Source organism: Lentilactobacillus kosonis (genome assembly GCF_003864335.1).
Taxonomy (GTDB): Bacteria; Bacillota; Bacilli; order Lactobacillales; family Lactobacillaceae; genus Lentilactobacillus; species Lentilactobacillus kosonis.
The window spans coordinates 399926-422355 of sequence record NZ_BEXA01000003.1 but is presented as its reverse complement, the minus strand read 5'-3'; the positions used below and the strand labels follow the sequence as shown (position 1 = coordinate 422355).

Annotated in this window: 13 protein-coding genes, 4 pseudogenes and 1 riboswitch; of the genes and pseudogenes, 8 read left to right on the top strand and 9 right to left on the bottom strand. The window is 36.4% G+C overall.

The window, feature by feature from the left end; translation table 11 throughout:
* Positions 1-49: 49 nt before the first annotated feature.
* Positions 50-1327, top strand: coding sequence for a cation:dicarboxylate symporter family transporter (locus NBRC111893_RS07520; RefSeq protein WP_125008573.1), 1278 nt, complete (start codon positions 50-52; stop codon positions 1325-1327).
* Positions 1328-1932: 605 nt separating this feature from the next.
* Positions 1933-2099: riboswitch (M-box (ykoK) riboswitch) on the bottom strand.
* A gap of 56 nt (positions 2100-2155) precedes the next feature.
* On the opposite strand, the pseudogene NBRC111893_RS07515 reads toward NBRC111893_RS07520, so the two are convergent.
* Positions 2156-3670 (bottom strand): annotated as a pseudogene (locus NBRC111893_RS07515) (multicopper oxidase family protein).
* 99 nt (positions 3671-3769) lie between these two features.
* On the opposite strand from NBRC111893_RS07515, the gene NBRC111893_RS07510 reads away from it, so the two are divergent.
* Entirely contained in the window at positions 3770-4114 is a 345-nt protein-coding gene (locus NBRC111893_RS07510) for a hypothetical protein (protein ID WP_125008572.1), read from the top strand.
* A 111-nt stretch (positions 4115-4225) separates the two neighbouring features.
* Positions 4226-4384, top strand: a complete 159-nt coding sequence (locus tag NBRC111893_RS07505; protein WP_225417664.1) for a hypothetical protein — start codon at positions 4226-4228, stop codon at positions 4382-4384.
* Between the two features lie 52 nt (positions 4385-4436).
* Here NBRC111893_RS07505 and gnd read toward each other — a convergent pair.
* Positions 4437-5869: pseudogene (gnd, locus tag NBRC111893_RS07500) on the bottom strand (NADP-dependent phosphogluconate dehydrogenase).
* A 151-nt stretch (positions 5870-6020) separates the two neighbouring features.
* Positions 6021-7504: pseudogene (zwf, locus tag NBRC111893_RS07495) on the bottom strand (glucose-6-phosphate dehydrogenase).
* Between the two features lie 292 nt (positions 7505-7796).
* Here zwf and NBRC111893_RS07490 point away from each other — a divergent pair.
* Both NBRC111893_RS07490 and NBRC111893_RS07485 read left to right on the top strand, forming a co-directional pair.
* Positions 7797-8537, top strand: a complete 741-nt coding sequence (locus NBRC111893_RS07490; RefSeq protein ID WP_125008571.1) for an Ig-like domain-containing protein — start codon at positions 7797-7799, stop codon at positions 8535-8537.
* A 131-nt stretch (positions 8538-8668) separates the two neighbouring features.
* The gene (locus NBRC111893_RS07485) at positions 8669-9847 is read left to right on the top strand and encodes an MDR family MFS transporter (RefSeq protein ID WP_125008570.1); all 1179 of its coding nucleotides are present in this window, start codon (positions 8669-8671) and stop codon (positions 9845-9847) included.
* A 47-nt stretch (positions 9848-9894) separates the two neighbouring features.
* Here the strand turns inward: NBRC111893_RS07485 and nrdI are convergent, their stop codons facing one another.
* From nrdI to NBRC111893_RS07470, 3 genes are all read right to left on the bottom strand, one after another.
* Entirely contained in the window at positions 9895-10347 is a 453-nt protein-coding gene (nrdI, locus tag NBRC111893_RS07480) for a class Ib ribonucleoside-diphosphate reductase assembly flavoprotein NrdI (protein WP_125008569.1), read from the bottom strand.
* 76 nt (positions 10348-10423) lie between these two features.
* On the bottom strand, positions 10424-13519 hold the full coding sequence (locus tag NBRC111893_RS07475) for a YfhO family protein (RefSeq protein WP_125008568.1): 3096 nt from the start codon (positions 13517-13519) through the stop codon (positions 10424-10426).
* A gap of 119 nt (positions 13520-13638) precedes the next feature.
* On the bottom strand, positions 13639-15015 hold the full coding sequence (locus NBRC111893_RS07470; protein ID WP_125008567.1) for a hemolysin family protein: 1377 nt from the start codon (positions 15013-15015) through the stop codon (positions 13639-13641).
* A gap of 164 nt (positions 15016-15179) precedes the next feature.
* On the opposite strand from NBRC111893_RS07470, the gene NBRC111893_RS07465 reads away from it, so the two are divergent.
* Positions 15180-15500 (top strand): hypothetical protein, encoded by a 321-nt coding sequence (locus NBRC111893_RS07465; protein ID WP_125008566.1) that lies wholly within the window; start codon positions 15180-15182, stop codon positions 15498-15500.
* 57 nt (positions 15501-15557) lie between these two features.
* On the opposite strand, the gene NBRC111893_RS07460 is transcribed toward NBRC111893_RS07465, so the two are convergent.
* The 3 genes from NBRC111893_RS07460 to NBRC111893_RS07450 form a co-directional block, all read right to left on the bottom strand.
* A complete protein-coding gene (locus tag NBRC111893_RS07460; RefSeq protein ID WP_125008565.1) occupies positions 15558-16691 on the bottom strand; it encodes a D-alanyl-D-alanine carboxypeptidase in 1134 nt (377 codons plus the stop codon).
* Between the two features lie 18 nt (positions 16692-16709).
* Positions 16710-17951, bottom strand: coding sequence for a hypothetical protein (locus NBRC111893_RS07455; protein WP_125008564.1), 1242 nt, complete (start codon positions 17949-17951; stop codon positions 16710-16712).
* Between the two features lie 288 nt (positions 17952-18239).
* Complete coding sequence (locus tag NBRC111893_RS07450) at positions 18240-19082, bottom strand: aldo/keto reductase (RefSeq protein WP_125008563.1); 843 nt, start codon at positions 19080-19082, stop codon at positions 18240-18242.
* 165 nt (positions 19083-19247) lie between these two features.
* Here NBRC111893_RS07450 and NBRC111893_RS07445 point away from each other — a divergent pair.
* Together NBRC111893_RS07445 and NBRC111893_RS07440 are read left to right on the top strand one after the other, a co-directional pair.
* Positions 19248-21617: pseudogene (locus NBRC111893_RS07445) on the top strand (HAD-IC family P-type ATPase).
* Positions 21618-21720: 103 nt separating this feature from the next.
* Positions 21721-22245 (top strand): DUF1836 domain-containing protein, encoded by a 525-nt coding sequence (locus tag NBRC111893_RS07440; protein WP_125008562.1) that lies wholly within the window; start codon positions 21721-21723, stop codon positions 22243-22245.
* Positions 22246-22430: the final 185 nt, after the last annotated feature.

The window sequence follows — 22430 nt, the reverse complement described above, 5'->3', positions numbered from 1 at the left end:
TTTTGTTTTATATTGATATATATAGAAATTTTAGATTAGGTGGGGAAATATGAAAAAATACAAGTGGTACCGACTATCATTAGGCTGGCAAATAATGATTGGTCTTGTTTTAGGGATTATATTAGGAATCATATTTTATGGTAATCAAGTTGCAATTACCACTATGCAGAACATTGGAACAATGTTTATTAGTTTAATTCAAATGATTGTTTTGCCAATTGTTGTGACTTGTTTAACCGTCGGAATTGCAAGTATTGGTGATATTAAAAAACTAGGACGTGTTGGTCTAAAAACACTAATTTATTTTGAGTTAATGACGACCGTTGCAATTGCATTAGGTATGATAGTTGCTAACATATTACATCCAGGAACAATGATTGATATTCATTCATTACATAGTTCTGATATTAGCCAATATATGGCTACTGCCAAATCTGCTAAGCATACAGGAATCTGGGATACGTTAATGGGAATTATTCCAACTAATATTTTTAGTTCACTAGCCAACGGAGATATGATGCCGGTTATCTTCTTCTCGGTATTCTTTGGACTTGGAATTGCTGCAACTGGAGAAAGAGGAAAGATTTTAATCGATGTTCTTCAGTCAGCTTCAGAAGTAATGTTCAAGGTTACTAATTGGGTTATGCATTTTGCTCCAATCGGAGTATGTGCATTAATTGGAGTCGCGCTTGCTGAGATGGGAATTTCTGCGTTAATTCCATTAGGGTACTTCGTAATAATTACTTACGCGACAATGATCGTTTTTGTGGTTGTGGTTATGGGAATTGTTGCTAGAATCTTTGGCTTTAATATCTTTGACTTACTAACGGTGATTAAAGATGAAATTGTATTGGCCTTCTCAACTGCTAGTTCTGAGGCGGTTTTACCAAAAATGATTGAAAAGATGGATAAATTTGGAACTAATCAAGGAATTGTTTCGTTTGTTATTCCTACAGGATATACATTTAACTTAGATGGCTCAGCGATCTATCAATCAATTGCGGCTCTATTCTTAGCTCAGGCCTACCATATTCATCTCTCATTGGGCCAACAGATCACTTTATTAGTTGTGTTAATGATTACCTCTAAAGGAATGGCTGGGGTCCCTGGCGCGTCGTTTGTGGTGTTATTAGCTACTATCTCAACAATTGGAGTTCCTGTTACTGGATTAACATTCATCGCTGGAATCGATCGAATTGTCGATATGGGACGGACTGCAGTTAATGTTGTGGGTAATTCATTAGCTACAATGGTAATTGGAAAGTCAGAAAAGGAATTTGATCAGGTTCGATCAGACGAATATTTGGCTGAATTTAGACGAAAATAATATGAAAAAACACCAACGATATTAACGTTGGTGTTTTTATAATTTTATTGAGATAAATGGCAGTCTAGTTACGTCAATTAGGCTTCCACATAATTGATGGAGGTAGGTCCCTCAAGATTACCGATATTATCTGTTAATAAATAATTGGCAATATCCACGATTAATTAATTTCTCCCCAATTAGTTTCCTAAGAGGTGAAGCGTTTTTCGAACAAGTCGATTGGTATCGCTGCGTCAACAACGTAATATAACCAAAACCACTGAGAAATTGGTTTAATCGAATTCCCTGAAATAAAAGTTAACTAATTAAGTAAACGGATACGAGAGTTTTTCTGTGAAGTATTTGGCGTAAAACCAACAAGCAGAAAATAGGAACACCTTAATGAGTTAACAATTATTATTTACTTGATGATGGGAAAATCGATTATCACAATTTCTACTAGTTTAGCTAGTGAGTCATGACGACCAATTCTCCCAATGTAGACTGATGTTTAGACGACGCTCCAGGATCTATAATTTCAGTTGTCATGAATCTCACCTCCATTTAATTAGTCGTGATTGATAAATAAAAACGTCCGGCTTCGATTAGCCGGACGTCAAATAAACGTTGTCAGCCAATCGTTGAGTTTTAGCACTATACAGCGTAGTTAATAAATTAACAGCTACGTTAGTTCAAGCCTTAATTTGACTTGAACAGCTGACTCATTGGCGTCTTTCGACGTTTCTGAGCAGTAGCATTTTCCATATAGGAGCCTCACCTAACAGCCATATTCAGTTATCAATCTATGTTTATCTTATCATGCTGCTATAACTGTGGCAAGCAAAAGCTTTACATATCCATTCCAGGGATATCTAAATCATCTATGCTGACACCACGTTCTTTAGCGAAAGCATTCATCAAAGTATCCATATCCATTAGTTTGTAAGTTTTCGGATTATCAGGATCAAAAATTTCGAATTGAGCCATCATTCCGCCGTCCTCGTGTTCGATGATGTGACAGTGATTCATAAAGACTCCGGTATGGTTAAACCATACCTTGATTTTGACCTCCTCACCAGGGTTAACACTAACTGTATCTTTAAGCCCAAGTTCATTTGGATAAGGAGCATGGCCGTTTCTAGAAATAATCCTAAATTGTGTTCCATGCATGTGGTATGGGTGAAGCATCCCCCCCTCCATATCATTAGTATTGGTAATTCTCCATACCTCGACGTTGCCAACCTGTTGGCGATCATCAATACGTTGCATATCAAATTTTTTGTCATTTATGGCGACTTCTTCGTCCATTCCGGACATTTCAACTTGGTGAATAGTTGAATTAGGGGTTATTTCAGGATCAGGAACATCTACTAAATGATCTGGCAAATTCAAATTTTTGGGCGTAAATTCATGAATTTGAAAGTTAATATTGCTATGTCGTCACTATATAGTGTAACTTCATCACCTGGATGATAATTACCAAAATCAACGATAATTTCGGCCCTCTCTGCACATGTAAGCATTAGGTGGGTAAATCTCACTGGTGATGGTAAAATGCCACCATCTGATGCGATTTGAGTAAATTCAAGATCATCACTAAAGTGGAGTCGCCATTCGCGACGGTTAGCACCATCAAGAAGTCTTAGGCGAATTTGTTGGGTAGTTACATCAAAGTATGGGTTGATTGTACCGTTAATGACAGGTGTTGGACCTTGAACACCATCAGGATCATAATCAGCCATGTAATCCAACTGATTATCTTCATGAAACTTACGATCTTGTAAAATCACAGGGATATCATCAACGCCGTAATTTCTTGGAAATGGTAGTTTTGCCTCGACGTCATCTTTAACAACTACCCCAGTTGCTAAGCCTTTCCATACATGTTGAGCTGTTGAAGGACATGGATGGGCGTGAAGCCAAAGCGTTGCTGCCGGTTGGTCACAATCAAACTCAATTTCACTGCTCTCACCAGGATAGACAGGCGCATGGCAGCCACCATCAATGATTGGTCCTGGAACGTTTAATCCATGCCAGTGAAAGGTGGTTAATTCTGGAAGTTTATTCTTTAAAGTAATGTGAATGTGCTTTACCTTTTTTAAAAATAATAGTTTGTCCTAGATAATTAGCGTTATATCCCCAAGTCTTAGTTTTCATACCAGGCAAAAATTGTGTTTCGCCTTTCTGGGCAATTACTGTGTAGTACATATCAGTATCAGTTTCTTTATCAGGAGTTAAAACGCTGGGGATGTTAAGCGGTTGGGATTCAATCTCTGGGCGTTCAAGTGGAACATAGCCACCATCGTGAGTGTTAAAAGCTGGTTCATCAAAAAAATAGTTAGTATAAATTTTATTCGAATTCATTAAACTTCCTCCTATTCTTATGTATCCAATTCCATCTTACTACTTAAATGTTTGCTTATAAAATAAAACTGGCATAGTATAAAAATAGGAGGTGGCACTGTGGCGAAGAAAGTAAAGTTCGATTTATTGAGTGAAGATGCGAATGAACAAGCTGTTTTTGATTTTATTAATTTTTATTTTGATCGGTTTAAGTTAAACAATCTCGAAATTCTTGCCGATTATAAGGTTGATTATTATTTAAATGATATTAATCACTTTATCTCTGAGAATCAGTCGCTCACCCCGAATCAGCTCCGAGAAGAACTGTTCCGTCGGTGTAACTCTGAAATTAATAAAGTTATTTCAGTAATAGATCCTGAGTATTTTGATACTGGTAATTTAGTTAGTGGTTCTTGGGATGAATGGTATGAGCAAAAATTTGCCACGATTCCAGTTCGTGATTAGACTTTTGATTATACATTCGAAATTGATTTTGCTATGATTTAATTAACAATAGATAGGGGGAATTGTCATGGCTGATAAGTTACGGTATAAAACCAAAGTGATTTAAATCAAATGATGATTAATCGTTCATTAATGACTTTAAAGGTGCCGACAATTCAAGCTAGAATTCAAGCTCAAAAGATGATTTCAGATAATGTTGATCAAGGTATCACCCCTTATTACTTGAAAAAAGAAACCTTAAGTCGTTTAAGTGGAATTCATTATGAATAGAAAAAAGCGTTGAGAATAATTCTCAACGCTTTTTTTATTTAATAAGTTAGTTTTATTGTTCTTCATACCATGGGTAATGGAAGTTGCCTTCACGGTCAGTACGTTCGTAAGTGTGAGCACCGAAGTAGTCACGTTGTGCTTGCAATAAGTTTGCAGGAACAACTTCTGAACGATATGAGTCGTAGTATGAAACAGCAGCTGCAAGTGATGGTACTGGGATACCAGCTTTAGTTGACAACGCAACAACGTCACGAGCAGATTCTTGATATTTCTTACAAATTTCAGTGAAGTAAGGGTCAAGAAGTAAGTTTTGTAGTTCAGGGTTCTTGTCATATGCATCAGTGATGTTTTGTAAGAAACGAGCACGGATAATACAACCAGCACGCCAGATCTTAGCCATTTCACCCAATTGTAGGTTCCATTCGTATTGATCTGAAGCGGTTTTTAATTGAGCAAATCCTTGAGCATAACTCATAACTTTACCGAAGTATAATGCTTCACGAACTTTTCAACGATTTCTTTCTTATCGAATTCGATGTCAGCCTTAGGTGCAGGAAGTACCTTAGAAGCAGCAACACGTTCGTCTTTAATCATTGAAATGAAACGAGCGTAAACTGATTCAGTAATAAGTGATTGGTCAACACCAACTTCAAGAGCATCTTGTGAACTCCACTTACCAGTACCTTTGTTAGCACCACGGTCAAGAATCATATCAACGATTGGCTTAGTCTTATCTTCGCCAAGATCATCTTTGCGAGTAAGGATATCAGCAGTGATTTCGATTAAGTAACTTTCGAGTTCACCCTTGTTCCATTCTTTGAAGATGTCAGCAAGTTCATCAACTGAGTAACCAGCAACGTTTCTCAAGATGTTGTAACTTTCGTCGATTAATTCTTCATCACCATATTCGATACCATTGTGAACCATTTTTACGTAGTGACCAGCACCGTTAGGTCCGATATAAGTAACACAAGGTTCGCCATCAGCAGGAGCTTTAGCAGCGATTTGAGTCAAGATTGGTTCAACTAAATCGTAAGCTTCTTTTTGGCCACCTGGCATAAGTGAAGGTCCTTGAAGGGCACCAAGTTCACCACCAGATACACCCATTCCGATAAAGTTAATACCAGATTTGTCTAGTTTAGCATTTCTTGCCATTGTATCGTGGAAGTTTGTGTTACCACCATCGATTAAAACGTCACCTTTATCAAGCAAAGGAAGAAGTTCATCGATAACAGCGTCAGTTGGTTTTCCAGCTTTAACCATCATCACAATTCGACGAGGAGTTTCAAGTGAATTAACGAAGTCTTCAACTGAGTAGCTTGGAACCAATTTCTTTTCACTATGATCTGCCATAACAGTCTTAGTTTTTGATTCTGAACGGTTATAGATACCAACAGTAAAGCCGCGGCTTTCAATGTTAAGGGCAAGGTTCTTACCCATAACGGCCATACCTACAACACCAATGTTTGCTTTTTGATCAGCCATTGTAATACCATCCTTTGCGTATAAAAAAATTGTAAAAGTTCTACAGAAATAGTGTAACACTGCACAAGCCTAATGTGAATGGGTAATCATTGCAAAAAATCAATAAAAAATAATGTTACAAAAAAATCCCCGGTAAACGGGGATCTTTTTATTATTGATTTAATTTGTAAACCCATTCACGGTGATCACGGGCAAGCAACTCATCGGCAGTTACAGGTCCCATTGAACCAGGGATGTAGTTAGGGAACATAGGTTGTTGAATATCCCAGACACGACGAACTTGGTCAACAAACTTCCAAGCACTAGCCACTTCTGGCCAACTTGCAAAGTTAGTGCCATCACCCTTAAGAACATCGTGAATTAAACGTTCGTATGGTTGAGGTGTTGCTTGAGTTCTTTGTGAATTTTCATAGAAATCCAAGTTAACCGGTTCAGTATGGAAACCTTGTTCACTGTTCTTAGCATTAACAACGAGTGAAAAACCTTGTTCAGGTTCAATATGGATTGTCAAAACGTTAGGGCTAAGAAGGGTGTTACCATCTTGTGGGAATGAGAAGATGTCAACTAGTGGTTTTTTGAAGACAACGTCCACACGAGTAAACTTGTCAGCTAACTTCTTACCAGTTCGGATGTAGAAAGGAACCCCAGACCACCGGTAGTTATCAAATAACAATTTGCCGGCCACGAACGTTTCATTGTTAGAATCAGCAGGAACGCCATCTTCTTTACGGTATTCCTTACTTGATCCATCAACTGATGCGCCATATTGGCCACGAACGAAGTTAGTTGATGCTTCTGCCACGTTGTAAACTCGTAAACTACGGAGGGCCTTAACTTTTTCAGCTCGGATGTCAGTATCTTGAAAGGCAACCGGTTGCTCCATGGCTAGCAAACTAACGATTTGCATAATATGATTTGGACCATATCACGGAGGGCACCAGAGTTATCGTAGTAACCTGCACGTTCTTCAACCCCAAGATTTTCAGCAAGCGTTACTTGAATATTATCAATGTAACGGTTATTCCAAAGAGCTTCGAAAATGGTGTTACCAAAGCGAACAGCTTCGATATTTTGAATCATTTCTTTACCCAAGTAATGATCAATTCGGTAAATTTGATTTTCATTAAATGACTCACTAAGAGCATCATTTAATTCTTTAGCAGATTCAAAATCGCGACCAAATGGCTTTTCAATAACTAAACGATTGAAGCCATTACCAGTTGTAAGAAGTCCTTGATTCTTCAGGTTTTTAGCAACAACGCCAAAGAAGTTAGGAGCCATTGAAACGTAGAAGATTCGGTTGCCACCAAGCTTAAATTTCTTATCTAGTTCGTTAGCTTTATCTTTCAAAGCTGAGTAATGTTCTAAGTCTGTAACGTCGTGAGTAACGAAGTAGAAATGTTGAATGAATGATTCAATTAATTTCTTGTCATCACTTTCGCCAGACACAGATTTTTTAACCGTTTCTCTGAACTTATCGTCGTCAAACTTGTAACGAGAAGTACCAAGGACAGCAAAATGATCTTTAATATTACCTTTTTTATAAAGATTAAAAATAGCTGGGTACAACTTTCTAGTTGCTAAATCTCCAGTTGCCCCAAAGAGCATGATCAGTGAACTTCTTTCAGTTGGCAAAATACTCCACTCCTATCAATAATTAACTAAGTAATTGGTATAAATGTCTATACCATTTCGGTAATATTATATAACACATATTTCAGTAAAAAAAGGGTTCCATAAAATTAGTTTGAGCTTTTAGCATAAATGTTTAAATCGCTTACACAAATTGCCTGGTTTAACAGCTTTTTTAAGAAAGGCATAAACTAAAATAAAATTACAGCTATTATTTGAAATTGACTATATAATGAAGCATGCAATTTTAAAAGAGGAGTAAGTTTATGAAAAATCTAAATTATTAGTTTTCGCTGTGGCATTGTTTGCGTTATTGTTTGGTGCTAAAGCAGTTTCTGCTAATTCACTTACGTTAAATGTTGATAATGTATATACAAATTCAACCAGTATCACAGGAGATGCCACTAAAGGTGTATCAGTAATTGTGAGAGATACTAATAAAAAAGTATTAGCTCAATCAACAGCTGATTCAGTAAATGGTAAATTCCAAGTTAGCTTGCCAAATCAACTAAAAGCTAACCAAAAAGTTTATGTTTATGCAAGACAAAGTAGTAATTCATACTTTTATAGAATTATTACTGTTAAACCAGTTAACAGTAAAGTAAATGTGGCTGATAAGACAACCGCAAACAAGAATAGTAATGCTAAAAAGACAGCAACTTCAAGTAATAAGACTACAAATACCACTAATAATGGTATTAAGGTCAATACGCCAACTGGTACTTGGAAATCGGGCGCTAATGCCGGGTACACTGTAGTTACTAAGTTCAGCCAAAACACTGGGTTGAACCAATATCTTTACTACAATGGTAAATTCGTTAAAAAATTGATCAACTATGCAAAGTATGATGTTGATGCGAATGGTTCTTTCTGGAAGATCACTTACACTCAACGTGGTCAAAAGAAAGCTCAGACAATGTATATTAGATTTACAAGTAACAAGTCATTCTGGATTGTTAATAGCAAGAACAAGGCAACCAAAGTTAAATTTGGCAATGCCCCAGTTCACTACTACCGATTTGCACTCCAAAAATAATATTTGATTAAAAAACACTAGGGAAGACCGTGAGTCTTCCCTAGTGTTTTTTATTAGGGATAATTTGCTTGTTTTAACTGTTAGATATGCGAAAATGGAGGAAGTGATCAATTAATAAGGAGGGTTCAGTTGTGTTAAAGAAAAGGTCAGAGGTTAACCTTATTTCCGTAATTGCGTGCTCATTATTATTGAATGCTGGTGCAGCATTTATGTGGCCACTAGTTACGATTTATATGCACAATTATTTACACAAATCATTGACCCTGGCTGGAATGTCATTGTTGTTGATGTCGTGTTGTATGATGTTGGGAAATTATTTAGGGGAAAGGTTATTTGATAAGTGGTCCCCTTATTCAGCGACAATTTTAAGTGTCTCTTTTTCCACAATCGCAATTTTCATTTTGATATTTTTCCACGGTTGGCCAATATTTACGATTATGCTATTATTCGTTGGTTTTGGGGATGGAGCTTGTATGACGCTATTTAATGCTTATGCAGCAACGATTAAGAGCCAATCTACCAGAACTATTTTTAACGTTTTATATATTGGTACCAATCTTGGAGTGGTAATCGGAACATTGTTAGTAGGATTCTTACTTAAATATGGGGTTGCAACCGTATTTACAGTTGCGTTTGGTTTTTATATTGGGTTGTTAATATTAACTATTACGATGTTCAATGTTGATATTGATAAGCGAGAAGACAGTGGTAGCATTAGCGAAAGTGGCAGTACTAAGGTCAATACTAAAGCGATTATCGCAGCAATTTGTTTAGTAGTATTAACAGTTTACTTGTCATATACGCTATGGGAAAGTGTGATTTCGGTTCATATGACTGAATTGGGGATCTCATTTGAAAAGTATAGTTTACTTTGGACTTTAAATGGATTGATGATTGTATTTCTACAGCCGTTTGTTAATCGAATTGGTGAAAAATTTAAGTTAAGCACACAAACATATGTGGGAATATTTATTTTTGCAATTGCATTTTTAGGACTAATTTTTGCCAAAAACTACACCGCATTCGTAATAGTGATGATTGTTACGACTATTGGTGAAATGATTGGATTCCCAGGTGTTCCTGCTTGGATTGACAGTCTATCAGGGCCTTCTGAACGAGGCAAATATCAAGGAATTTATAATTTATTCATGTCTTTTGGCCGAGCAGTTGGACCGTTAATCGGTGGCTTTATTATTGATTTCGCTTCATACCAGTATCTATTTGGGTTTGCTGCAGGAATTATTATTATTACTCTTGCTGGATTAATCATAGTTAATTGGTTTAAACAACGTCAGTTAGATCAGATATAAATAAAAAAGAGAGCCGCACGAGGATATCATCATGTGGCTCTCTTTATTTATGCATTTTCAGATAAAATTTTGTAAATTCTTTCGACATCAGCACCCGTACCACGTAACTCATAATCAGCTAAAAATGGGGCGTTAAATTTGCTAGCATACCGTTTAGCGGTTAAACAGTATTGCTCATTGAAGTTTCGGTTACCACTGCCAACCACGCCTTTTAGTAGCCTGGCATTATTACCATATTCAATGTACTCACCTAGCGCATTAGTCATTAATTCGGTGACTCCATTATCGATCCCATTGCCACCATCTAGATAAGTTGGCACAAATGCGAAGAATGGTGCGCTCTCATTAGCTAAGTCAGTTTGCTCACTAATCTCAGTCAATTCGATTTTGATTGGATTAGAAGTTTGATCAGTTATAGATTCAGCATATTTTGTGAGATTTTTTAAAAATGAACGAGTATTACCCTCAATGGAAATAAATAAAATTCTAACGGTTTTCATTGAATTACCTCCTGGAATAATTCCTAATTGTTAGTTTAAATATACAAGCAAATTAAATTAATTGGAATACTGTAAGTTATCGAGATCGATAATGACCCGGCTCATGCTTACGCCGATTGGTTGAAATTATCGCAGAGATAATCCATAAAATTATTAGGATAGCTGTACTAATGATAGTGATTAGCATTCCTAAATTAAATCCTGGGGTGGTGTAGGTTAATCTAATTTGGTGGCGTCCTGCCGATAGATTAGCGCCCACAAATCCCTTGTTAACAACGAATGTTTTGGCTGCTTTGCCATCAATGGTTAAATGCCAACCACTGGAATAAGGAATTGAACTAACCATAGTTTGTCCGGACTGAGCATTAGTAATACCAGAGACATGATTATTGTTGACTTTTAGATTGGTTAACCCGGCATGCTTTAATTGTTGCATTTGGGTGTCATACTGTTTGTTAAATGGCATAGCCACTAATTTCACAGACTTAAATTTAATGTTCTTAACCTGATTAAACAGTAATTTGACACTCTTACGAGCGTCCTTGGAGTATCCTAAGTTCAAAACAATGCTATTAATTTGGCGATAGTTTGATAAGTTATCGCTGTCATACTGAGCAAATCCAGTATGATAACCATTTGTATAAGCATTTAGTAAATAGCCACCAAATTTGGGATCAAGAATATTTGATCGTAAATCATTGAGCTTTTGCATTTTTGAATATGATTTATTGTCCAATAGATGCTGATTTTCAAGCCATTTTATTTGGTCATTTAAATTCCCATCAGACTGATGAATCCCATCAATCACTAAGAACAATTCGCTGTTTTTAGTTTCATTAGGATTATTAACTTTTAGTGAGTATTGAAGTGGTTTTCCAGTGGCATCAGTGGTCATTTCAGTTAAATTATTCCGGTTATGGTATTTGTTATTTGCTAAAATATCTTGATTTTGGAATAACAGGTTACGGGTCTTTTGATAATTTGCACCTAAACTAACTTGGTCATGAGGATTGCTGATAGTCTTATTGGCATCTTTTTTACCTAAGATATTTAAGCGGTATTTGGTTAATTGTTCAGGTGAGTTAATTAAGGTGCTAGTATCTACTTTGACTTTGTACTTAATATTCTTTCTTGGCGAAGTGTAGTTTAGTGGTGATCGTGATTGAGATGTTTTATAGACCACCGCACCTTGAGTCATGATTCGTTCTTTATCAAGCGGATCAAGTTGATTAAATGTAGCTGGTGCAACGGTTTTTACTTGGGTGTAAACGAGTGGGAGAGCATTGCTTGATTTGTAAATAATGGTTCCAGACAAGTTTTCAATGTTTGGATCAGCATTAGTCCGCTCTTTAGCCTGAAAGACCTTAATCTTGCCGTTACGGTCTTTAACAGGAGTATAGCCGTATGGAATCATTTGTTTATTATCATTGGCTCGGGCGAATAGGTACTTAACCCCCATTAAATTATTAAGTGCGGTTCGATAATCATTTTGACCAATCGGAGTATTCATGGAAAATTGACTATTTGCAACAGCTCGTGAAAAATCTCCTAAGTAACCGTTTTGAAGGGTTAGATAAATTGACTCGTCATTAATTCCGGTGTTGATTGAAATATTGGTGTTGGTATTGGTGAAGTTCGCAAGATTATCGATATTTTGATTATATTGATAACGGGGAGCTTTGGAAGTTCTAAAGAAGCCTGGTTGCTCTATCACGTACTTTTGGGCTCCATTATAGTAATCATTCGAGAACCTAGTCGAGAGTCCCTGATCCATCTGCTGGGTGGCCAAATTAGTCGCGTTAGGGCTGTATACCCCAATAATATTCACAATGAGGTTTAATGAGAAGACTAAGGTCATTACAACAAAGTTTGTGGTGTGTGACCATCGGAAAAATAACATTGCCAAAATTACAATGATTGTCAGGAGCAGCATGCCATACTCAATAAAATCGTGCCTAGTAATGTTCATAATCATTCCGTTATTGAGCCAAACAATCGCGATTAATCCTAGACTACTTCCAAGTAGCCAATAAACATCACGAATGGTCAGGGAGTTTAAGTTATCAATTAAAATCATCGTTGCAAATGCAAATAATAAGTTAGCTAAAAGGATCCAACGATTAGATGGGGTAGTCATAGCGTTAATCATGGCGCCAAAGGCTGGAATTAACAGACCAATGATAATTATTAGCAGATAAATATTTTCCCAAAGGTACTTTTTAAAGTGGCTAACCATATAGACAACCCCTAAGAATGATAAGCCAGTGATGCCAATTACGAGCCAAAAGTTCATTGCCCGACCGTTAAGTAAAATCGCATTGGGCATCTTTAAGTAATATTCAAGTGGGAAGAAAGTCAATCCATTCGCAAATTTTTGATTAATACGAGTCGATTTAGCGGCCAGCATAATTGTTGGTAAGAAGACAATTGCGGCCATCCCTAGACCTAGAATTGCTGAACCGATTAACTTGCTAATTGATTTTAAAAAATGAAATTCAGAATCTTTGTACATACTTAGAAGTCTAATTAGCGTGTAAACTGTAGCACCAATTGCAAGAATCCAAGCAAAGTAAAAGTTACCAATTAATACTAAGAAGACAGCAATAACTAGTGGTACGAACGATTTATTTTTTAGAACATTATCGATACCATACGCTAATAATGGGAAGAATATTAAAGGTAGGATGAAAAATGGATGGTGAAAACCAGTCGAAATTGCATAACCGTTGAAGGCATATGCCAACGAGCCAATTAGCGTACTAATTTTTTTAAATTTGTAGTGGTGGGTGAATAGTAGAAACGACAGCCCCGAGACATACATTCGCAAAAATACTAGGACAGCAAATCCAGTTTCAATCTGGCTTTTTGGAAATAAAACGATTAAATAATTAAATAGGTCCCCAATGACATAATATTGAAAATTAGTTAAGGTATCTGAACCTAAACCGATGTTCCAAGCCCAATTAGTTAGTCCGTGACTGGGATTAGCTAAAAAGTCTAAAATCATTTGTCTAAATTGGACTAAAATCGGAAAATGTTGGGCCAAACCATCTAACTGCCAAATCATTGTTTTGCCACTTAAAGATAGGCAACTAATCATTACGCCGATAAATAGAAAAAAGAATAGCGTATAAATAACGAAAGTTGGCGTTTTCTTCCATACAGTTTTCAAAGTGGATCCCCCTTAATATGTATCAAAAAGAGTAGAAAGTTGGAAACAAATTATGCTTGTTGTCCGGCTTTCTACTCCTTTAAGCTTGTTTAGTAACTATTGTTTATAAAGTAGCTAAATTAATTATTGTTATCATCTTCATCTTCAGGTTTGAGAGGCTTTTTAACAGTTACCTCAAACCAATTAATAAATGAGTTTTCATAATCGATAATCTTGAAATCAAAGTTATGGAATGAAATCGTATCGCCAGCTTTTAAGTTAGGGTAGTTATCGATAAAGTAACCCGCCAAAGTAACGGCATCTGAATCTGTAAATTCAGGAAAGTCGAGTTGGAAGTACCGCTCGAAATCATGGGTCGTTAACTTACCATTTGCCTGATACGTTCCATTAGGTTGCTTAAAGATATATTCTGTGAATGAAGGATCAATTTCATCACGAACAGTTCCGAATAATTCTTCATAAATATCTTTATCAGTGATAATTCCCGATGTTCCACCATATTCATCGACAACGACAACAATTGGTGTCCGCTTTTTGATCATTTGATTTAAAACTTCGGTAATTGGTGTCATTTCAGGAGTGGTAGAAATGTTTCTTAATAATCTGTCAACTTTGATTTTCGAGTCAACTTGAGATTGTCGAATTAAATCATAGTTATAAACGTAACCTAAAATTTTATCCTTATCATTATCAGCAACAACTGGAAGTCGACTGAATTTTTCTTGAAGATACATTTGAATCGCTTCATGAACATCTGCGGTGATATCAATTACTTCTAGTTGAGTCCGGTCGATCATAATGTCTTTAGCAACTTTGTCATTAAGGTCAAATGCACGCTGCATATACAAGTAATCGTTTTGTTCTAGCTCACCGGTTTTAACTGCATTTTTAGATAAGCTCAAAATTTCTGCTTGAGAAAATTGTTCCGAGTTCTCATTAGCAACGGGAAGGCCTAACATTTTAACGATCCCATTGGCTGAAGAATTTAATAACCAAACGAATGGGTAAAAAATAACGTGGAACCAATGAAGTGGGGTAGTAACGATGCTTAGTACCCTCAAGGGCATATCGATACTAATGTTTTTCGGAACAATTTCAGTTATAACAACTTCTAAGTAAGTTAGAATAATAATTCCTAAAACCGCTCCAATTGCATGAGCAGTTGCGGGGTTGATAGGGGAGTTGTGAACTTCCATAATATCAACCAGCACGGTTACCACAAAAGATTCACCAACCCAACCTAGAATAATTCCAGCTAAACTAACTCCAACCTGAGTAGTGGAAAGATACTCATTCAAGTTAGTCACCATATGGATTTCTCGATCAATCTTCTTAGTTTTCTTGCCCATCTTTTTACGTTGTTCTTCCAGCGCACTAAGTCGTGACTGAACTAACGCAAATTCACTGGCAACAAAAAATGCCGCAAAAATAAAAGTGATAATCACGATAATTAAATTAGTTATTATCTGGCCATCGCCCAAAGTAAAATTCCTCATTTCGTAAAAAATAGATAGTATTGTCTATATTTATTAATGACAATACTTGAATTATACACTTAAAGAAAAAATTTTTTAAAGTTGATAGTAGCAATTCTTTTAGTTAAACAAAAGTTGTTAAAAGTGTTAGGCTTAAGCTAATCAAATAGTTAGGGGATGTTGATATGGCAGAAGAAACTGCTACGGCAACAAAAATCAACTTTTCCGGCGACCAAGTTACAAAAGCTGCCAAATTATTGGAGACCCAAGGATATGTTACGAAGCTTGAATTTCCTGAGATGAAAGACTATGAGTGGACCAAGCAATTTGAACAAGCCGTTGATAAGACTTTTCAAGATAGTAAGGACGATCCATACCTGTATTATGAACGTTTTGATTTTGTAGGCGGAGATATTGATTCCATTATCTTTAATATGGATATCATTAAGTCTCGTGAATTAGCCCTCGAAAAGCTGGCAGATGTCCTGCACGAAAAAACTAAGTAGAATTTATCATAGATAATAGACGAGCAATGCCGTGTTTAATTGGCATTGCTCTATTTTTTATTTATTGGATTTACCTAAGATAAATACGTAACTATTGTTTCGGCCATTCCCAGAAATTGAGTCATAACTTTTAATATTATTGATGATCTGGATGCCAAGCTTATAGCCTTTAAATGATTTTCGCTTAGCATCGGTATAGCCTAATTTTTTTAAACCATTTTTGATTATGGAGATTTTCGTAGCGTTTGAAGCGGATGAGTTTTTATAAAGATTCTTTTGAATCTCGGGAAATGAAATGAAGTCAGAGTAACCAGTTGTTGAGATTGGTTCAATATCACCGTCATAATTGAAAATTCCTCCATAGTTATAAACGGCAATTTTTGATAATCCTAGATCTGGCTGACTATTTGGAAATAAGTCTAGGACTTCTCGCGCAAGTTTTTGATTAGTTCCAGTCTTTAAGTAGTTGTTGAAATCGGTATTGTTGACGAATTCGTCGATGTTGACGATTTTCATCCCCGTATGATTCGGATTTTTACCGATGAGTAAATCTTTGGCAGCGACATATCCGTTGACACTTTTGTTAGTGCCATCCAAAGAACCACTCAAACAATAATATTTGGATTGTTGATTGTTATGCTGCATAATGACGGTTTCGCTTCGTGACAGGTTCATTCCGGGATAATTTTTCAAGTTGGCTCTCTTTTTTGTATGGTTCCAGTTCCATACATAAAGGTTTGCCTTAGGATTTTTTATGTGGAATGTGGCTCGTTGATTTCCCCAATATTCTTTAATGATTTGATATCCATTTGGGCTAAATCCTTTTGCTAATGCACTAGTTTTGACATATCCCCTCAGATTGCCAGTTTTATTAGCAATTTCGTAGTAGTCAGCAGTTTTCCCCTTGTTATAAGTTCTGACGGTTGAAGAAATAAACCAGGTAGTGTCTGGATATGACTTCAAGTTGAAGACGCGTTTAGAAAATGGTTTCTTTTGATCACTGTTATAAACCCAAGTGCTTTTTGATAGATTACGAGTGTGATAGGCGTTGTCTTCAGGCTTGGAGGAATATGATACTTGAGAAATCTGACGGAACTTTATTGCAGCTGATGCATTGGCTGATGCAAAGATAATGACCAACATAGTACCAATGGTCACCAAGATATGGGTAAATTTAACTCGTTTAATCATTTTATTTCTCTCCGTTGATTATATTTTGATAATAGGCAGATGGTTTATATAGGTAAGGCCGGACATCAGTTGTGGAACTGATGACTGCAATCGTTTTTGACCAGTTGATAGAATCACATCTACGTTTTTTTTGTCAGTTGTGGAAGCTGGTTCATCAGCATTGTGCTGATGAAAGTTAATGGAAAATTGTTGTTTCCATTTTCCTGATTGGTATTGATATTGAGTAAATCCGCCACTACCGATTACGCGATAAAGTTTTGATTTAGAAGGATCCAACTTACTAAGGATGGTTCTGCCTTGTTGGGTCCCAGAGATGGCATTACCTGATCCGTACCAAATACCATCCTTTAACACAGGTTTAAGGGGATTGATATACATAATGCTACTCGTTAATACATACTTCGTTCGACCAGAAAATTGAACCAATGAGAGATCGTGATGAGGACCAATATTGTTTTTATAGACCTTTTTGATAGTGCTGCTATAAGCGGTCCTAAATTGAGCGCTTGAATCATCGAAGTTAAAAACGAGACCATTTAGATAAACGGCGCCGGAAAAACTGTCATTATTTGCTCCATATGAGACGACCTTGTTAAGATTGGCAGTCATGACGTCTTGGGCAACCGCAAATGTTGCCCGTGGATACCAAGAAACACTCTTCCCTAGCGGAAATTCAATTACTGGAATTCTAACAGGGCCGTTAGGATTAGTGGTCCATGATTGGACAGTCGCAATTTTGACACCCTGTTTAGCGCCATTTTGTAAGGTTGCCGGTAGTCGCTTATCACTATCATGTTGGCGGTAGTAATTGATGACTTTAATCATGGAACTGGTGCTAGGAATTTTAGTGAAATTTTGAAGGGATGTCCTGGTACTATATCCACCCAGTGAATATTGTGAACTATCACTAAATTCAGATTGTTTAGTAATTCGTTTAGTAGTCAATAGAACATTGAATTTGGGGTAGCTGTAATAGCCACCTTTGATGTATTTTCCTTGAACCATCGTTTTGGCCCAAACATATCCCTTTAATTTAGAGTTATTACTGGTTACGTAATAGTAGTTTACTGAATATTGATAGTGCGGGAATCTCATTGAAACCAATCTCGAAGCATAAAATGTTGTTTTAGAATAGTTCTTTAGGTTAGCAATTTTTTTGGTATGACTAGCATTCCATAAATAATTGTTTGATTGGCTTTTAGTTACTAGTGCTTGTTTCGGGGTATATTGTTGAACAGTTGTTATTTTGGGGTTGGTCATAGTGGCTGCATGAATTGTTGCTTGACATATGGCTATCCAAGAAATGCTTAAAGCCAATCCGACGGTCAGTTTAATCAGAATTTTTTTTCATAGTTGTACTCCTCCCAGTTAAATCAGTATACAAAGTTTTGGCAATCTTGCGGGAAGATTTCTGAAAACGAAAGCGCATCTTAATAAAAAAGTAGCTCATATTTAAATTTTTTGGGGTGAATTTTGGTAGTGATAAATAAGTGTAAAAATAAGCTCCAGATATCATATCATTATGATGTCTGGAGCTTATGTTGATTATTAATATTGATTTCCCGTTTCATAAACTAGTTCTGGTTCATTTCCGGTTCGTTGGTTTTTATTAAGGATATCAATCATTGTCATCTCATCATCACTAAGCTTAAAATCAAGATCGATATTTGCTTGAATGCGAGATGTGGTTTGTGACTTGGGAATTACGGCAACTCCGCGCTGAAGCTGCCAACGCAAAACAATCTGGGCTACTGAACGATTGTGGTGGTCAGCCATTTTGGCAATCATTGGATTATCTAGTACTAATCCACGACCTAGTGGACTCCAAGCTTGCGTAAGAATCGATTCTTGTTTGTCAAATTCAACCATTGGTCTTTGGGTAAGATATGGGTGAGTTTCGATTTGGTTAAGCACTGGCATTTCCGTCGCTTGGGTTTTTAATAGCTGCAAGTGGGTTTGAGTAAAGTTGGAAACGCCAATTGATTTGGCTTTACCTTGCTTTTTTAATTCTTCAAATGCTCTCCAAGTATCAAAGAACTTGTCAGAGATTGGCCAATGTACTAGCAGTAGATCGAAGTAGTCGGTTCCGAGTTGTTGAAGGGAGTACTCAGCACTATTAATCGTTAGGTCATACCCTTGATTCATTTCAGTGATTTTATCAGTAATAAAAATTTGATTTCTGTTAATACCTAACTTTCTGATTGCCTCACCAAGTAATGCTTCATTTTGGTAAAGTTGGGCAGTGTCAAATAATCTGTAACCAGCTTCATAGGCTGCAGTAACTGCTGTATCCATTTTGTTAGGATCATCAAGTAGGTAGGTTCCCAAACCAACTAGCGGAATTTCATTACCGTCTGCCAGTTTGTATGTATTAGTTAAAATGTTGCTCATGAGTTTGCCCTCCTTAGTTAACGCTTTCAGTTTATCATACATTATTGGGTAATGCTGTTAAACCAACGATTAAAGGAATTGTTAAAACTTTAATAATAGATGATTAAAAATAGGCTTTTTAAGATATTTTTTGTACAATGTTTGTTAAAGAGAGGTGTTAAACCGATGGACAATATTAAATTGGCGGATATAAATCCTGAACAAGGTTTAACCGGCAGCCAAGTTCAAAAGCAAATTGAATCTGGCAATAAAAACACGGCTGAAAAGTCTTTAACAAAAAGTGTTAAAGAAATTTTGACCGATAATATATTCACATTATTTAATTTAATCAATATCGTATTAGGTGCGCTGGTCTTTTATACTGGTAGCTATAAAAATTTACTTTTCTTGGGAATTGCCGTTATTAATACAATTATTGGGATTATTCAAGAAATTCGGTCGAAACGTCAAATAGATAAGATGGTGTTATTGGCCGAGGATAAAAATACCGTTATCCGAGATAGTAAGGAAGTCCAGTTACTCCCAGAAGATATCGTATTAGGCGATATTGTGCAATTATCTCGCGGTGATCAGGTTCCAGTCGATGGCGAAGTTGTTATCAGTAAGTCGATGCAAGTTGATGAGTCTCAAATTACGGGTGAGGCTAAAACAATTACGAAACAATCAGGAGATGAGCTAACTTCAGGTAGTTACTTGGTTGGTGGGTCTGGTCGCATGTTGGTTACTAAGGTAGGGAGTGATACGTTCGTTAATCACTTATCTAATGAGGCTAGCCAAGGTAAGGACGCTCCAAGTATTCTTTTGAATATTATTAACCGAATTATTAAGGCCTTATCGATTGTGATTGTACCATTAGGAGTTATTTTATTTGTAGTTAAGTTATATCAGGGACTGGGAATTAATCGGTCAATTTTAGGAACCGTTGCAGCCATGATTGGCATGATTCCGGAGGGGTTAGTATTGCTGACCTCAATGACTTTAGCAGTTTCTGCTATGACACTGGCTAGAAAGCGGACGTTGGTGCGTGATTTACCAGCAATTGAGGCATTAGCACGAGTTGATACGATTTGTTTGGATAAAACTGGGACTATCACTAGTGGTGACCTTAAATTTGAAAGTATTATCTCGCTAGTTGATAGTACGTCAATTGACCAACTTAAAGAGATGGTAGGGGCAATCACTTATGGGACCGGTGATAGTAACGAAACGGCCATGGCGATAAAAAATGAAGTTGTGAACCCTCAAATTCCGGTAACGGCAGTGGAAGCTTTTTCATCTGAAAGAAAGTGGAGCGGCGTTGAGGTTGCGGGGGAAGGCGCCTATATCTTAGGGGCTCCACAATTCATTACCAAAAAATTAAATTCTAAAGTTCAAAAGCAAATTAATGAATATGCTGCTGATGGTTATCGGGTATTAGCGATTGCTCAGGCAGACCATTTGGCAACTGAACAACCACTATCAAATCCCAAAATAATTGGACTATTACTTATAAGCGATGTGATTCGGCCAAATGCTAAAAATACGTTTAACTATTTTAGAAGTCAAGATGTAAATATAAAGGTGATTTCTGGTGATGATCCTGTTACTGTGTCGTCAATTGCTAAGAACGCGGGAATTGAAAATGCAAATCAATTTATTGATATGTCCACTGTTAATGATAATGATGATTTTGGTAAGTTAGCTGCTGATAATACAGTCTTTGGTAGAGTAACTCCAGATCAAAAGAAACGATTGATTAGTGGGTTACAAGATAGTAAACATACAGTTGCAATGACTGGGGACGGAGTAAATGATATTCTGGCCTTACGTCAGGCAGATTGTGGAATTGCCATGGCATCTGGTAGCGAAGTACCAAGAGTATTGCTGATTTTGTATTGATTGATTCGAATTTCGATGCAATGATTGATGTTTTGAATGAAGGTCGACGAGTAATTAATAATATTCAGCAAGTAGCAGCCATGTATTTGATTAAAACAATGTACTCAGTCGCCCTTGCAATTTTATTTATGTTTCTTTAAAGATGGTTATCCATTTGAGCCAATTCAACTAACGCCCATTACTACCTTGATGGTGGGGATTCCGTCGTTCGTGTTAGCGTTACAACCAAACTTTAATAAAATTACCAATCAATTTATGCGGCAAGTATTGATAATCTCAGCCCCAGCTGCCACTTGTATCGTTGGCTATATCATGATTATTCAAGGGATAGGGATGCTATTAGGACTAAATTATCAATTTACCTCAACACTAAGCGTGTTAATTACTGGCGCAATTTGTTGGTTAGCGTTAGTTCTGGTTTCAAGACCATTTAATCGACTTAAAATTGCTTTAGATGTAGGAGTTCTTGCAGCATTTTTGCTAATCCTAGTATTTTTCAATAATCTATTTTCATTGGTTTCGCTATTTAATCCATGGGTTTGGTGGATTGCAATTCCGTTAATCTTAACTGCATACCCAATTTATATATTTGCTCAAGGCATTATTAGCAAAATATTGGATGCACGTGAGCGAAGACTTGCTAAAAAAAGAGCATAAGCTAAGTTAGGCTGCCAAGAGGCAACCTTTTCTTTTACTCTTTATTATCTAGTGTGTTAAACTAGATAATACAATACAAGAATCTAAATTAGAGGGGTGTACTATGACAAATAATGAAGAACAATACCAGAGATGGGAACAGAACTTAAAGAACGTTGAATTGCCATTATGGTCAGAGTTACCAAAATTTGATTTGTACATGGATCAAGTGACGGTGTTTGTTAATGGAATATTGGGACAAATTGGGATGTCACCAGTTACCCCCGCTATGATTAACAATTATGTTAAAAATAAGGCGATTATTGCGCCAGTTAAAAAGAAATATCAAACTATGCAAATCGCAGATATCATTATGATTAGTTTGCTTAAACCTGCATTTTCGTTAGAAACAATTCGGCATGCAATCGATCAGGTAACGGCTAATATGTATCCGCAACAGGCATATGATAACTTCGTTAAGCGACTTTCGTTTTCATTCAAAAATATTGATAATATTTCAAATCATGCAATTAAAGAAGATGATTTGAATGAGAAATTAATGCAGGTTGCTGTAAATGTGGTGATTGATCGAGTGCAATCTGAAAAGTTACTTGAGATTATCCAAAAGCCATTACCTAAAGTTGAGTAGTAGTGAAATCGTTCACATAAAGCTAATGAAAACGTTTTCAGAGGAATGAACAAAGTATATATGATTAAAAACACGGAATATCCTTGATATATAAGGAACCGTGTTTTTATTTTAAACTTTTTTGTGATTTTTTGAGCAAAAACTATTTACAAAAAAATGATACGTGTTATTATATTCTTGTGAAA